The following is a 15,361-nucleotide window of genomic DNA, read 5'->3' on the forward strand; positions in this document are numbered from 1 at the left end:
CATCGTGTTGACCATTGAAACCAAATCCTCCGCCGTCGAGCGCGAGCTGCCGCTGTTCGGCTCGCAACTGGGCATCTGGCTAGCGGACCAGATCGCCGAACAGAAAAACACCTACACCGTCGCCCACTGCGTCGAACTGGACGGCGCGATAGACGCCGAGCGGCTGCGGCAGTCCATCCGTTTGGGCCTGGCCGAGGCCGACACCGTCGTCGCCCAATATCAGGAAACGCCGGACGGCCCGGCGCAGCGTCTGCGGCAAGGGCTGAGCGCCAAGGATCTGCCCCTTCCCGAAATCCATGACCTGAGCGCCGAGGCCGATCCGGAAGAGAAGGCCCGCCAATGGATGCGCGAAGACTTGTCCGCGGACCTGCCGGCCGACGGCGAGCGGCCGCTGTATCTGCACCGCCTGTTCAAGCTGGCTGGCGGCGCGGGCGAGCGCTGGTTCTGGTATCAGCGTTACCACCATGTTTGCGTCGACGGCTACAGTTTCGCTGCGCTGACCCGCCGCATCGCCGACATCTATCAAGCCTTGAGCCGCGGCGAAGCGCCGTCGCCGTCCCCATTCGTTTCTTTCGCCGATGTCGCGGCCGAGCGCGACGCCTACCTGGCCAGCCCGCGCCGCGAGGAAGACCGCGCCTTCTGGCGCGATTACGCCGCCGCGCTGCCGTCTCCATCCACCTTGTCCGCGCGCGACGCGCTGGCCGGAGACGGCGCGGCCAATGTCGACGTGCTGCGCCGGCGTTTTGAAATCGCCGGGGGAGCGGCTACGCCGCAGGCCATGGCGGCCGTTTTCGCCTACCTGGCCAGGATGAGCGGCAAGAGCCGGGTGGCGATGGGCGTGCCCTTCATGCGGCGCATGGGGTCGGCGGCGCTGCGGGCCGTGGGCCCGGTGGTCAACGTGCTGCCGGTGGCGCTGGACATCGACGATGGCGACGACCTGGCTACGCTTGCGCGGCGGCTGGCCGACGAGTTGAAACAGGTGCGCCGCCATGAGCGCTACGATGCCGAGCAGATCCAGCGCGACAGCGGCATGGTCGGCTCCAACCGCGCCTTGTACGGCGCGACGCTGAACCTGAAGATCTACGATCAGTCGCTGCGGCTGGGGGAGGTGGCGGGCGTCGCGCTGCCGCTGGCGGTGGGGCCGATAGATGACATCGAGTTCGGCCTCTGGCAGCAGGGCGAAACCCTGGTGGTGGAGCTGAGCGCCAATCCGGCGCGCTATGACGCGGCGGAGCTGGAATGGCACGCCTGGCGGCTGCGCGGCTTCATCGCCGCCTTGGCCGGCGGCGCGACGGTGGGCGACGCGCCCCTGCACAGCGGGGCGGAGCGAATGGCGCTGGACGAATGGTCGCGCGGTCCGCGCATCAGCGCGCCGGAGGGCGTGCGCACCGCGCTGGACGTGTTTCTGCAAAGCGCCACGCAATATGAGAACGATACCGCGCTGGTGTGCGGCGACGAGCGGCTGAGTTATGGCGAGCTGTCGGCCCGCGTCGCGCAACTGGGGCGCGAGCTGCTGGCGCGCGGCATCGGCGATGGCAGCGTGGTCGGCGTCGCCGTGCCGCGCAGCGTCGACACCGTGGTGGCGATACTGGGCACGCTGGCGGCCGGCGCCGCCTTCCTGCCGCTGGATCTGGACTATCCGCCCGAGCGGCTGGCGATGATGTGCGAGGACGCCGCGCCGGCCTTGCTGCTGACCCGTTCCGACGTCCGCGGCCGCTTGCCGGACCTGCCGGCGCTGTGCCTGGACGACGAGGCGGTCCGCGCGCGGCTGGCCGCCCGCGCCGCCCGGCCGCTGGACGACGCGGAACGACTGCGTCCGCTGGAGGGTAGCCGTCTCGCCTACATGATCTACACCTCCGGCTCCACCGGGAAGCCGAAGGGCGTGATGATCGCCCACGCCAGCTTCCTCAACCTGCTGTTGAGCCAGCAGAGCGGCTTGTTCGGCGACTTCATCCGCGGGCGCGGCCGCCGCGTGCGTACCATGCAGACCGCCTCGCTGTCCTTCGACGGCGCGCTGGAGCAGCTGTTCTGGCTCTTCATGGGCCAGGAAGTGCATCTGTGCGACGAGGAGTTGCGCCGCGATGCGCAGCAGCTGGTGGAACTGGTGCGCCGCGAGCGCATAGACGAGATGGACGTGCCGCCGTCGCTGTTGCGGCAGATGTTGGACTGCGGCCTGATGGACGACGGCCACTGGCAGCCTGGCATGGCGCTGGTGGGGGGCGAAGCGGTGCCGCCGGCGCTGTGGAAGGAGATGCGCGGCTACAAACAGCTGCATTTCCATAATTTCTACGGCCCGACCGAATACACGATCTCCGCGCTGGGCGCGCCGGGCAGCATCGCCGAAGAGCCGGTGGTGGGGCGGCCGGTGGCCAATACCCGCGCGCTGGTGCTGGATGCCGCGCTGCGTCCGGTGGCCATGGGCGTGGCCGGCGAGCTGTACCTGGCCGGCGCCGGCCTGGGCCTCGGCTATCTGAACCGCCCGTCGTTGACCGCGGCCCGCTTCGTCGCCAGCCCCTTCGGCGACGGCGAGTTGATGTACCGCACCGGCGACCTGGTGCGCTGGAACGCCCACGGCCAGATGGACTTCATCGGCCGCGTCGACCACCAGGTCAAGGTGCGCGGCTTCCGCATCGAGATGGGCGAGGTCGAGCACGCGCTGGCCAGCCTGCCAGGAGTGAACGCCGCCGTGGTGCTGGCCGAGGCAGTGGGCGGCAGCCACCGGCTGATCGCCTATTGCACGATGGCTGACGCCGGCCGCCATCAGGAGGAGGGCCTGTCCGCCGCCTTGCTGGCGCAAGTGGCCGAGACGCTGCCGGACTACATGGTGCCGTCGGCGCTGGCGGTGCTGCCGGAATGGCCGGTCAACATCAACGGCAAGATAGATCGCAAGGCGCTGCCGGCGATCCGGCCGCACAACGCCGCCGCAGGACGGGAGCCGGCCAACGACGCCGAGCGCCTGCTGTGCGCGGCGGTGGCCCGGGTGCTGAACCTGGAGCAGGCCGGCCCCGACGACGACTTCTTCCAACTGGGCGGCGACAGCATCTCGGCGATGAGCCTGGGCACCGAGCTGCGCCGCGCCGGCTTCCTGCTGCGCCCGCGCGACGTGTTCGCCAAGCGCACGCCGGGCGGCATGGCGGCGGCGCTGCAACCGCTGTCGGCTGCTAATCCGGCAGCCGACGACGCGGCAGGGCCCTTGGGCAAGCTGCCCATCGTCAGTTGGTTCGCCGAGCAATACGGCATGGCCAGCCGCTTCGTCCAGGGCGTGTGGCTGAAGGCGCCGGCGGCGCTGGCCGCCGAACACCTGGCCGCCGGCTTGTTGGCCTTGCAGCGCGCCCACCCGGCATTGCGCAGCCGCGCTGTCGACGGCCAACTGCATCTGGACGCCGCGCCGTCCGCATTGGACGCGCGGGTGCTGATCGAGGCCGCGCCGGGGGCGACGCCGGACAGCCTGTTTGAAACCGCCTGCGCGCGGTTGAACCCGACGGACGGCCTGCTGTTGCAGGCGGTCTTGCGGGATGGCGAGGACGGCAAGCGCGTGCTGCTGGCCATCCACCACCTGGCGGTGGACGGCGTGTCGTGGCGCGCGTTGCTGCCCGAGCTGCAGTCCGCCTGCGAGGCGGCGATGGCCGGAGAGACTGTCCAGCTGCCGCGCGAGGACTTCGGCCTGCGCGAATGGGCGAAGACGCTGGCGGCCCAGGTTCCGGCGCGCCGCGGCGAGCTGGCGATGTGGCGCGGCATGCTGGCCGGAAAAGCCAGCGCATTGAGCGCCAAGGCGCTGGACCCGGCCCGCGACCGCCACGACGCGGCCCGCCACCGCCGGGCGCTGCTCGGCGAGGCTGCCAGCGCGACCCTGCTGCAAAAGCTGCCGAACGCCTGCCGCGCGACGGTCGAGGAAATCCTGCTGGCGTCGCTGCTGCTGGCTTGCCGCGGCGAATTCGACGCGCCGCGCTTGCGCGTCGGCCTGGAGTCGCATGGCCGCCACGCAGTCGGCGACGGCATCGACCTGGGCCGCACCGTGGGCTGGCTGACCGCCGAGTACCCGGCGCTGTTCGACCTGTCGGCGCAGCCGGCCGGCGATACGGCGGCCTTGGCGGCGCTGCGCGCGGTCAAGCGCGTGATGCGGGCGATCCCGGATCATGGCCTGGGCTACGGCGTGCTGCGCCATCTGGACGACGAGCACGGCCCGGCGCTGGGCGCGCTGGAAGCGCAAAACCGTCCGGCGCTGCTGTTCAACTACCTGGGCCGTTTCCAGGCGGGCGACGGCGAATGGACGCCGCTGGCTGTCGGCGGCCGCTTCGCCGACGCCTTCGCCGTCGACATCGATCCGGCCTTGCCGCTGCAATACGGGCTGGAGGCCAATGTGTTCGTCGACGAGACCGGCGCCGCGCCGCGGGTGGCGGTCAACTGGACTTGGGCCGACGCGCTGTATGGCGCCGACGCCATAGAACGCCTGGGACAGCGGATGGACGGCGCGATCGCCGCGCTGGCGCATCTCGCCGAACGCGATCCGCTGGCCGCGGCCGATACGCTGGTGGCAGCCGAGACGCTGGGCGCCGGCGGCGCGCCGCTGTCCGACGCCGAGTTGGCGGCGCTGACAGAGCGCCACGGTAGTCTGGCCGCCGCCTTGCCGGTGTTGCCGCTGCAGCAGGGCCTGCTGTTCCACGCCCAGCTGGGCGAGGCGGCCGGCAAGTACAACTCCATCACCCGCGTCACCTTCGAAGGACCGCTGGACAGCGACAGGCTGCGGGCGTCCTTGGCGGCGGTATTGCGCCGCCACCCGCAGCTGGCCGCCGGCTTCGACAGCGAGGCTCAGGCCGAGCCGCTGCAACTGCTGCCGTTGGCGCTGCCGGAATGGCCGTGGCGCGAGCTGGAGCTGGCCGCGTCGGCCGACGAGGCCGAGGCGCTGCAGGCGCTGGAGCGCGAGGAGCTGGACCGCGACTTTACGGTCGGCGGCCCCGGCGACAGCCCGCTGCTGCAGGCCACGCTGACGCGCCACGGCGGCCAAGCCACGCTGTTTCTGACCGCGCACCATTTGGTTGTCGATGGCTGGTCTACGCCCATCCTGCTGCGCGATTTGCTGGCCGCCTATGGCGACGGGCCGGACACGCTGCCTTCCATCCGCGTCGACTACCCCAGCGTGGTCCGCGCGCTGGCGGCGCGCGATCTGACGCCGGCGCGCCAGCTGTGGCTGCAGACGCTGGACGGCGTCAAGCCCACGCTGCTGTTCGGCCAGCAGACGGCCGCGCCGGAAGTGCGGGAATTCGAGCTGGTGCTGCCGCAAGCGCTGGAAGACGCGCTGACCGAGCGCTGCCGCGAACGCGGCCTGACCCTGAACACCGGGATGCAGGGCATGTGGGGCGCGCTGCTATCGGTGCTGACCGGCCGCAACGACGTGGTGTTCGGCTCGCCGGTGTCGGGCCGTTTCAGCCCGGTGGACGGCGTGGACGAGCATATCGGCCTGTTCAGCAACACCATTCCGGTGCGGGTGGCGCTGCGGCCGGACGCGCCGCTGTGGGAACAGCTGGCCGATTTGCAGGCGCGGCAGATCCGTCTGCTGGAGCACGACGGGCTGGGCCTTGCCGAAATCCAGCGCCTGGCCGGTGCGGCCACCTTGTTCGACACGTTGCTGGTGGTCGAGAACTACCCGGATCAGGACATGCAGTCGCGCGACTACCACGGCGCGCGCATCGCCGCGCTGCGCAACCGCGGTCATACCCATTATCCGCTGACGGTGCTGGCGTTGCCGGGAGACCGGCTGCGCCTGCTGATCGAGTACCGCAATCTGGTGAAAGCGCCGCAGCGGCTGGCCGAACGGATGCTGGCGCTGCTCGAGCATCTGGCTTTCTGGCCCGAGCTGCCGTGGTCGGCCTTCGACCCGCTGACCGGCGCCGAACGCGAGCTGATCGACAAGGTCAACGCCACCGCCGTAGCGATCCCCGAAGCCACGCTGCCGTCTCTGCTGGCGGCCCAGGCGGCCAGGACGCCGGACGCGCCGGCGCTGCTGGACGAAGCGCATGCGCTCAGCTATGCCGAAACCCGCGCCCAGGTAGCGCATCTGGCCGGGAGGCTGCGCGCGGCCGGCGTCAAGCCGGGCGACATCGTCGCCGTGGCGCTGCCGCGCTCGGTGCACCTGAGTCTGGCGCTGATGGCGGCGCAGGAGGCCGGCGCCGCCTATCTGCCGCTGGACACCGGTTACCCGGACGAGCGGCTGGCCTATATGGTGGCCGACGCCAAGCCGGCGCTGATCGTCACTTGCGCCGAACTGGCGCCGCGCTTCGCCGGCATGGGCACGCTGCTGCTGCAGGACGCGCTGGCGACTGATCCGCAGGCCTTCGACGCGCCGGCGCTGACGCCGGACCACGCCGCCTATCTGTTGTACACCTCCGGCTCCACCGGACGGCCCAAGGGCGTGCTGGTTTCGCACCGCGCCATCGTCAACCGCCTGCTGTGGATGCAGCACGAGTACAGCCTGGGCGCGGACGACGTGGTGCTGCAGAAAACGCCTTGCAGCTTCGACGTGTCGGTGTGGGAATTCTTCTGGCCGCTGATCGTCGGCGCGCGGCTGTTCATGGCGCCGCCGGACGCCCACCGCGACCCGGAAGCGCTGCTGGAGCTGATCGCCGCGCGCGGCGTCACCACCTTGCACTTCGTCCCGTCTATGCTGGCGGCGCTGCTGGCCCACATGCAGGGCGACGCCGCGGCGCGTTCTGCCCAAGCGGCCGGCTTGCGCCGGGTGTTCTGCAGCGGCGAGGCGCTGTCGCGCGAGCTGGCTGACGGCTACGCCGGCCTGATAGGCGCGCCCTTGCACAATCTGTACGGCCCGACCGAGGCGGCGGTGGACGTCAGCTACCAGCCGGCGGCCAAGCCGGCACCGGAATCGGCCAGCGTACCCATCGGCCTGCCGGTGTGGAACACTGCGCTGCGGATACTGGACGCCGCGCTGCGGCCGGTGCCGGTCGGGGCGCCGGGCGAGCTCTATCTGTGCGGCGCGCAGCTGGCCCACGGCTATCTGGGCCGGCCGGATCTGACTGCGGCCCGCTTCGTCGCCGATCCGTACGCCGACGGCGAGCGGATGTACCGCACTGGCGACATCGCGCGCTGGCTGCCGGACGGCGCCGTCGAGTATCTGGGCCGCAGCGACGATCAGCTGAAGATACGCGGCCAGCGCATCGAGCTGGGCGAGATCGAGGCGGCGCTGCTGGCGCTGCCGGGCGTCGCCCGCGCCGTGGTCCACGCCCGCGCGCTGGGCGGCCAGGCGGCCCACGCTGCCGGCGCCGACAACCGCCAGCTGGTCGGCTATGTGATCGCGTCCGATCCGGACAACCCGCCCGAGGCCGACGCGCTGCGCGCGATGCTGGCCAGGGTCCTGCCGGCGCACATGGTGCCGGTGGCCGTGATGCGCCTGGCGGACTTCCCGCTCAGCGCCAACGGCAAGCTGGACCGCAAGGCGCTGCCGGAGCCGTCTTCGACGGCGGCGGCCCAAGGCCGCGAGCCGCGCCCGGGTTTGGAGAGCCGGATCGCCGCTTTGTTCGCCGAGATCCTGGAATCCGACGCGGTGCGCGCCGATGACGATTTCTTCGCGCTGGGCGGCCACTCGTTGCTGGCGATGCGGCTGGCGGCGACGCTGCGCCGCGAGCTGAAGCTGCCGGTGTCGGTCGGCCAGATCATGAGCTCGCCGACGGTGGCCAAGCTGGCGACGGTATTGTCCGACGCTGGCCTGGCGTCTGACCCGGCGCTGGCCGGCTTCGGCGAGGTACTGCCGCTGCGCGCCGGCAAGGGGCGGCCGCTGTTCTGCATCCACCCGGCTTCCGGCTTCGCCTGGCAGTACAGCAGCCTGTCGCGCCATCTGCGCCCCGGCCTCGCGCTGGTGGGCCTGCAATCGCCGCGCCCGGACGGCGCCATCGCCCGCTGCGCCGACATGGACGAAGTGTGCGACCGCCATCTGGCCAATCTGCGCCGTATCCAGCCGCAAGGCCCGTATCACCTGATCGGCTATTCGCTGGGCGGCACGGTGGCGCAGGCGTTGGCGGCCAGGCTGCGGCAGCAGGGCGAGGAGGTCGCCTTCCTGGGCCTGCTCGACACCTATCCGCCGGAGGGCCAGGACTGGAACGGCCCGACCGAGGACGAGGCCAAGGCCGAGGTGGCGCGCGAGCAGGAGCAGTTCATGTCCGCCACCGAGGACGCCGCCGACGCCTTCATGCTGCGGGAAAAGACCGAGATGTTCGGCCACATCGTGGCCAACTACCAGGACGCGGTGCGTCTGCTGTCGCAGGCACGCACGCCGCGCTACGACGGCGAGGCCACGCTGTTCGTCGCCCGCCGCACTCTGCCCGAAGGCATGGACGTGCGGGAAACCTGGCGGCCGCACTTGGCCGGCCTCTCCGTGCATGAGCTGGATTGCGCGCATGAGGACATCGTGTCGCCGCAGTCGCTGGAAACCTTGGGGCCGTTGCTGGATGGCATTTTGAAGGGGGTGGATAGCTTGGGGTGATGGATTCCGGCAGAACGAAGGCCCCGCGAGGGGCCATTTTTTGTTGCGGCTTGTTAAGACCCGCTAACAAAACCTATATTTTGCGCAGTGGCGCACATGGAAGATCAGCGACTTACAAGCGACCGCCTGAGGTTTTGTTAGCCACTCTAAGTTGCTTACTCTATGGCATTTGTCTATTGCAATGATTTTGCTTATGGTTTCATCTAGGAGGCTTTATCTATGGGTAAAAATAACCGTGATGAATTCAACGAAAAGACAAAGCGAGCACTTGCCTTGCGAGCGAATTATAAGTGCTCTTTCCCTGGTTGTGATGTTCCAACATCAGGACCAAGCGATGAGTCTCCTGACTCAGTAACTATTATTGGGGTTGCTGCGCACATCCATGCGGCTTCACCCGGTGGCCGTCGCTATCATGCATCCATGACAGCCGAGCAACGGAAAGACATTTCGAACGGGATATGGCTTTGTGCTAATCACAGTATAGAAATTGATCGAGACGAGGTGCGCTACCCGGCTGAAGCTCTCAGAGAAATGAAAGCATCTCATGAGCATAGAGTGTCAGCACTGCTCAGTGGTGCTTCGTCAATTGGCGTGCATTGCGACCTCTTAGCAATAGGGCCAGGAGTAGTCGGTCTTGGTGAGATCATTGGCACTCTCCGGTCGAGAGTGGTATTTGCGTCTGGAGCATTTTTTGATAGGTGATGTAGCGGCGCTGATTAGTTTTGGTGAGCATTTTGATCAGGCAGATTCTTATGATCGATTTGTTTTGGTGAATGCATTGGGTGATGGCCGTCAGCTGGCAGCGCCACCTGCATGGAAAAAATCCGGTAGCGGTTATGAGATTAACTTACAAGTTTTTGACAGTTTTCCGCGTATCAATGCGAATCAACTAGGTATGGATCTCGCGCTAAATGAGAAGCATGATTCATTTGTTGATGAAAAAGGTGGAATTGCTACTGTGTCTGGTCTTGATGCGCTTCCGCAAAAGATTCAACTTTGTTTGTCGACGCTTCGCGGAGAGATGCTGTATCACCGAACCTTTGGCTCGCGTCTTAAAGAATATTTTGATGACTTTGTTGGGTCGATATGGCTTGAGCGTTTGTTTAAGCTGGAGGTGATTAGACTGGCGTGTATTCCGTATAAATCCATGGGTGTGCCTGGCATGTATACGCCTTTTCAAAGCGTGCGCCAGGTTAGGAATGTCAAGATATTAGAAGAACGAAATGATCACTGGCTCCCGATAATTTTTGATTTGGAAGTTGAAGGAGTGGGAATGTGGTCGCAGGAAATTCTAATATTTGTTCCGTTTGGTGGGCGTTCATACTAAATAAATGGTACTCTGATTTTTAAAGAGCTGGGGTGTTTGATGGACTCGAAGGGGGAAAGAAAATGGCCCAGACAGGGGATAATGCCGTTCATTTATTTAAGGATTTTCGGGCGACTTTTCTGGCCTTGGAGCACAGGAATCTACAAAAAAGCACCGCTTCCATACACGGAGACGGTGCTTTTCTCTTAAGACCCGCTAACAAAACCTGTCGACAAATCGCAGACATATCAATGAGAAAGCCAGCTTGAGCAAGGCGTAATGCGTATCCAGCCGCCGTTCGAAGCGGATGCGCAACTTGCCGAAGCCAGCTAGCCAAGAATGGGTACGTTCTACCACCCAGCGGTGGCGACCTAGTCTCTCGCTGCTTTCCACCCCGCGCCGAGCAATTCGCACCAAGATTCCGCGTCGGCTCAGGTGTGCACGACAACGGCGGTAGTCATAGCCTTTGTCAGCATGCAGCTTGTAAGGCTTTTGTCTGGGCCGTCCTGGCAAGCCAGGAACGGCAGGAATCGCATCGACCAAAGTTTCGAAGACCATGGAGTCGTGCCGATTGGCGCCGGTAATGCTCAGCGCCAATGGCAAACCTCGGCGATCTACGATGATGTGCCGTTTGCTGCCGCATTTACCTCGATCGGTGGGGTTGGGGCCGGTCTCTTGGCCCCCCGGGGGCTGGCAACGCTAGCCCCATCAATGCTGGCCCGGCTCCAATCAATTTGATCGTGTTGGCGCAGTTGTATCAGCAGAGCCAGGTGTAGGCGGTCCCAAATGCCTTGCGCTTGCCAATCCCGCAGCCTTCGCCAGCAGGTCATCCCGCTGCCAAAACCGAGTTCCTGCGGGAGGTCCTCCCAAGGAATGCCGGTAGTGAGAACAAACAAGATGCCGTTGAGGGCAGCAAAATCATCCAGCCGCGGCCTCCCACCCCGGCGGGAACGCGGCGGCGGGGAGAGTAGCGGCTGCAATGACTTCCAAAGCTTCTGGCTGATGACTTTTCGTTGCATCTTTGCCAGGTGAGGGCATACGCATCTGGCATCAAGAGGTTTTGTTAGCGGCTCTTAAGAGTGGCTAACAAAACCTCAGGCGGTCGCTTGTAAGTCGCTGATCTTCCATGTGCGCCACTGCGCAAAATATAGGTTTTGTTAGCGGGTCTAAGTGAACGGCATTAACCGACAAGGGCCATTTCTCATGCAGGCGCAGCAAGACGAAATCAGCGCGGAATCACCATCGGCGTATGGCTGACCGGGTCTTCGATGATCAGGCAGGGCAGGCCGAACACCTGTTCGATCAGCTCGGCGCTGACGATACGCGACGGCGCGCCTTCGGCGACGATGCGGCCGTCCTTCATTGCGATCAAGTGGGTGGCGTAGCGGCAGGCGTGGTTGATGTCGTGCAGCACCGCCACCAGCGTGCGGCCGCCGTCGCGGTTGAGAGTGCGGAACAGCTCCAGCAGCTCGATCTGGTGGGCGATGTCCAGATAGGTGGTGGGTTCGTCCAGCAGCAGCAGCGGCGTCTGCTGGGCCAGGGCCATCGCCACCCAGGCGCGCTGGCGCTGGCCGCCTGACAGCTCGTCTACCAGCCGGTCGGCCAGCTCGGCGGTGCCGGTTGCTTTTAGCGCTTCATTGACCGCGTTTTCGTCTTCGCGGCTCCATTGCCGCAGCAGGCTCTGGTGAGGATAGCGGCCGCGCGCCACCAGATCGGCCACGGTGATGCCGTCCGGCGCGACGGCGCTTTGCGGCAACAGGCCCAATTGGCGGGCCACCGCCTTGGCCGGCTGGCTGTGGATGTCGCGGCCGTCCAGCCTCACCTGGCCGTCCAGCGGCTTTAGCAGGCGGCTGAGGCTGCGCAGCAATGTCGATTTGCCGCATCCGTTGGGGCCGATGACCACGGTGAAGGCGCCATCGGGTATGCGCAGGTTCAGCCGCTCGCAGATCACGCGCTGGCGGTAGCCCAAGCGCAGGCCGTCGCCGGACAGCCGCGGCAGGTCCAGGGCGGCCGGCGCGGGGGCGGCGGCGAGGGGGAGGGCTTGTTTCAGCGTGAGCGTGCTCATGGTTTCGCGCCTTGGCTTTGGCGCAGCAGCAGCCACAGCAAATACAGGCCGCCGATGCAGATGGTGACGACGCCAACCGGCAGCTGGCGCGGGTAGAACAGGTGCTGGGCGGCGTAATCGGCCGCCAGCAGCAGCAGCGCGCCGGTCCAGGCGGCGGTGAGCGGGCTGGTGGCGCGCGCGCGCTGCAGCCGCTGGGCGATCTGCGGCGCCGCCAGCGCGATGAAGGCGATGGGGCCGGCCGCCGCGGTGGCGGAGGCGATCAGCGCCACGCCCAGGCCCATCAGCGTCAGCCGGGCGCGCTCGGCGGGCACGCCCAGCGCGTTGGCGCAGTCGTCGCCCATTTCCAAGAGCCGCATCCGCGGCTTCAAGACCAGCGCCGCCAGCATCGCCAGCAGGCAGAACAGCGCCGAGGGCAAGCCTTTGCTCCAGGTCATGCCGTTCAGCGTGCCGGCGCCCCAGATGGCGGCGCTCATCGCCGCTTCCAGGCTGGCGTTGATCAGCAGCCAGCTGTTGAGCGCGCTCAGCATGGCGCTGACGGCGATGCCGATGATGATCAGCCGCATGCCTTGCGCGCCGCGCTTCCAGGCCAGCAGGTAGACCAGCGCGGCGGAGGCCAGGCCGCCGGCCAGCGCGCCGCCGGCGATCTGGAAATGGCTGCCGCCTATGGTGGTGATCACCAGCAGCGCGCCGGTGTAAGCGCCGGTGTTGAAGCCCACCACATCCGGGCTGCCCAAGGGATTGCGCAGCAGGGATTGGAAAATGGCGCCGCTCATGCCCAGCGCCGCGCCGATGACCAGCGCCATCGCCACCCGCGGCAGCCGCCATTGCTGGACCACGGCCACGTTCAGCCGGCTGCCCTGGCCCTGCAGTGCGGCCCACACTTGCTCAACGCTCAGATGCAGGGCGCCTGCGCGCAGGCTCAGCAGCGCCAACACGGCGCAGGCGGCCATCATCAGCAGCGCCGGCCATAGCCGGCCGGGGTGGATGCGGAGGTTGAAGCGGCCGTCGGGGCGGCCCAGCCGCAGCGCCGTCGTTTTCATGCGCGGCCTCCGCCGTGGCCGCGCGCCAGCCAGATCAGCGCTGGCGCGCCGATGAAGGCGGTGACGATGGAGACGCGCAGCTCGCCCGGCGTCAGCAGCCGGCCGGCGATGTCCGAGGCCAGCAGCAGTATCGGGGCCAGCAGCGCGGTGAAGGGCAGGCTCCAGCGCAGGTCCACGCCGCCAAGCCGGCGGGCGACGTGGGGAATCATCAGGCCGACGAAGCCTATCGGCCCGGCGGCGGCGGTGCTGGCGCCGCACAGCAGGGTGACGGCGGCCACGGCGCCGGCCTGGGTCAACAGCGGACGGCCGCCCAGGCTGACCGCCAGGTCGCTGCCCAGGCTCATGGCGTTCAGCGGGCGGGCCAGCAGCAGCGCGAGCGCGCCGCCGGCCAGGATGGCGGGCGCGGCCAGGGAGACGGCGGCCATGTCGCGCACGTCCAGCGTGCCGGCGTTCCAGTAGCGCAGCCGGTTGAAGGCGATGGGGTCGAGCAGGGTGATGGCGGCGGACAGGCCCATCAGCACCGCGCCGACGGCCACGCCGGCCAGCACGATGCGCAGCGGATCGGCGCGGCGGCCGCGCGCGCCCACGGCGTAGACCAGCAGCGTGGCGAGGAAGGCGCCCGTCGCCGCGCAGGCCATGTAGCCGCCTTGGCTGTCCACGGCGAGGAAGGCGACGCCCAGCACCATCGCGAAGCTGGCGCCGGCGTTGACGCCGAGTATGCCGGGGTCGGCCAGCGGATTGCGGGTCAGCGCCTGGATCAGCGCGCCGGACAAGCCCAGCGCCGCGCCGGCCAGCAGGCCCAGCAGCGTGCGCGGCAGCCGTCCCTGCAGCACGATCACGCTGTCCGGCCCGTTGGCGCGTCCCAGCAGGCTATCCCATACCAGGCCGAGCGGGATGGACTTGGCGCCCAAGGCCAGGCTCAGCGCGGAAACGGCCGCCAGCAGCGCCAGGCTGGCCAGCAGCAGCAGCGCGGCGCGGCGCTGGCGGGACGAGGTAGGGCTAATCGCCATAATGAAAATGATTCCTAATAACAATTGTCGATGTTACCATGCCTGTCACATGAAGCGACAGGCCTTTGCCGCGGCCTGTCATCAGCGGTGGCGCGCGCGCCACTTCCGTTGAACCATTGCATTGAAAACATGAAAAAATCGCCTATCTTCGTCGACTTCAGCCTGCTCAGGCTCAATCCGCATTTTCGCTCCATCTTCATCGCCCGGATGATCTCGGTGTTCGCCTTCGGCATCCTGATGGTGGCGGTGCCGGTGCAGATCCACCAGCTCACCGGCTCCACGCTGCAGGTGGGCGCGGCGATGGCGCTGGACGGCATCGGCATGTTCGCCGGCCTGATGTGCGGCGGCGTGCTGGCCGACCGCATGGACCGCCGCCGGCTGATCCTGCTGGGCCGGACTTCTTGCGGCCTAGGCTTCCTGGCGCTGGCCTTGAACGGCTTCATGACCAACCCGTCGGTGACGGCGCTGTACGTGGTGTCCACCTGGGACGGTTTCTTCAGCGGCATCGGCATCACTTCGTTGATGGCGTCGATTCCGGTCATCGTCGGCCGCGAGAATCTGCCCGCCGCCGGCGCGCTGAGCATGCTGACGGTGCGCTTCGGCGCGGTGCTGTCGCCGCTCCTGGGCGGTTTGATCATCACCGCCGCCGGGGTCAACTGGAACTACCTGCTGGCCGGCATCGGCACCTTGGCCACGCTGATCCCGCTGACCCGCCTGCCGTCGCTGAAGCCGCAAAACGCCGAGCCCTCGCACCCGCTGCGGTCCTTGATGGAAGGCTTCGAGTTCCTGTGGCAGAACAAGGTGGTCGGCGCGGTGGTGGCGGTGGGCACGCTGCAGACGCTGCTGAGCGCGGTGCGGGTGCTGTACCCGTCGCTGGCCGAGGATGGCTACGGCGGCGGCGCGTTCGAAGTGGGCCTGATGTATTCGGCGGTGCCGCTGGGCGCGATGCTGGGCGCTTTCACCAGCGGCTGGGTGGGCGGGTTGAGCCGTCCCGGCGCGATGATGCTGGCTTGCGTGACCGCGTCGTCGCTGGCCATCGCCTCCCTGGGCGCTTTCACCCACCTGGCTTACGGGCTGGCGGCGCTGGTGGTGCTGGGCTATCTGGGGTCCATCGCCTCGCTGCTGCAGTTCACGCTGGTGCAGGGCCAGACGCCGGACCACCTGCTGGGCCGCGTCAACAGCCTGTGGAACGCGCAGGACGTGGTGGGCGACAGCCTGGGCGCGCTGGGCCTTGGCGCGCTGGCGCGGGCGCTGGCGCCGCTGATGGCGGTGGCCTGGTTCGGCGCCGGCGCGGCCGCGGCGGGTTTGCTCATGTGCGCGGGCTTCGGCTCCTTGCGCCGCCTTTCCGGCGGCAAGCCGGAGCAGGCCGAAGGCGAGCCGGTGGAGCAGGCGGCGGGGTCTTGAGCCTGAGGCTGCGGCCATGAAAAAAGCGGACGGCAGTCCGCTTTT

General features: G+C 67.5%; 7 protein-coding genes. 3 read left to right on the forward strand and 4 right to left on the reverse strand.

From position 1 onward, the window contains the following. Positions 1 to 4: 4 nt before the first annotated feature. Together DK842_RS18525 and DK842_RS18530 are read left to right on the forward strand one after the other, a co-directional pair. The gene (locus DK842_RS18525; RefSeq protein ID WP_232538523.1) at positions 5 to 8,491 is read left to right on the forward strand and encodes an amino acid adenylation domain-containing protein; all 8,487 of its coding nucleotides are present in this window, start codon (positions 5 to 7) and stop codon (positions 8,489 to 8,491) included. 634 nt (positions 8,492 to 9,125) lie between these two features. Continuing rightward, entirely contained in the window at positions 9,126 to 9,818 is a 693-nt protein-coding gene (locus DK842_RS18530) for a GPW/gp25 family protein (protein WP_114062784.1), read from the forward strand. Between the two features lie 195 nt (positions 9,819 to 10,013). On the opposite strand, the gene DK842_RS18535 is transcribed toward DK842_RS18530, so the two are convergent. The 4 genes from DK842_RS18535 to fepD form a co-directional block, all read right to left on the reverse strand. Then, a protein-coding gene (locus tag DK842_RS18535) for an IS5 family transposase (RefSeq protein ID WP_114060661.1) occupies positions 10,014 to 10,816 on the reverse strand; the annotation gives its coding sequence in 2 pieces (ribosomal slippage) (positions 10,014 to 10,489 and positions 10,489 to 10,816; 804 coding nt in all). Positions 10,817 to 11,022: 206 nt separating this feature from the next. After that, the gene (locus DK842_RS18540; RefSeq protein ID WP_269779780.1) at positions 11,023 to 11,862 is read right to left on the reverse strand and encodes an ABC transporter ATP-binding protein; all 840 of its coding nucleotides are present in this window, start codon (positions 11,860 to 11,862) and stop codon (positions 11,023 to 11,025) included. Next, positions 11,859 to 12,902 carry an iron-enterobactin ABC transporter permease gene (gene fepG / locus DK842_RS18545; RefSeq protein WP_114062785.1) on the reverse strand — a complete coding sequence of 348 codons (1,044 nt, stop codon included), beginning with the start codon at positions 12,900 to 12,902 and terminating at the stop codon, positions 11,859 to 11,861. The genes DK842_RS18540 and fepG overlap by 4 nt, the downstream gene beginning before the upstream one ends. Next, positions 12,899 to 13,912 (reverse strand): Fe(3+)-siderophore ABC transporter permease, encoded by a 1,014-nt coding sequence (fepD, locus tag DK842_RS18550; protein WP_114062786.1) that lies wholly within the window; start codon positions 13,910 to 13,912, stop codon positions 12,899 to 12,901. The genes fepG and fepD overlap by 4 nt, the downstream gene beginning before the upstream one ends. 129 nt (positions 13,913 to 14,041) lie before the next feature. On the opposite strand from fepD, the gene entS reads away from it, so the two are divergent. Then, on the forward strand, positions 14,042 to 15,316 hold the full coding sequence (gene entS, locus DK842_RS18555) for an enterobactin transporter EntS (RefSeq protein ID WP_114062787.1): 1,275 nt from the start codon (positions 14,042 to 14,044) through the stop codon (positions 15,314 to 15,316). The last annotated feature ends 45 nt before the right edge of the window (positions 15,317 to 15,361 follow it).

The organism is Chromobacterium phragmitis (assembly GCF_003325475.1).
In the GTDB taxonomy this organism is placed as follows: Bacteria; Pseudomonadota; Gammaproteobacteria; order Burkholderiales; family Chromobacteriaceae; genus Chromobacterium; species Chromobacterium phragmitis.

What these genes read in the sequence shown, in the direction of transcription:
- DK842_RS18540 (WP_269779780.1), bottom strand. Translation starts at nt 11,862, where the DNA reads ATGAGCACGCTCACGCTGAAACAAGCCCTCCCCCTCGCCGCCGCCCCC.
- fepG (WP_114062785.1), bottom strand. Translation starts at nt 12,902, where the DNA reads ATGAAAACGACGGCGCTGCGGCTGGGCCGCCCCGACGGCCGCTTCAAC.
- fepD (WP_114062786.1), bottom strand. Translation starts at nt 13,912, where the DNA reads ATGGCGATTAGCCCTACCTCGTCCCGCCAGCGCCGCGCCGCGCTGCTG.
- entS (WP_114062787.1), top strand. Translation starts at nt 14,042, where the DNA reads ATGAAAAAATCGCCTATCTTCGTCGACTTCAGCCTGCTCAGGCTCAAT.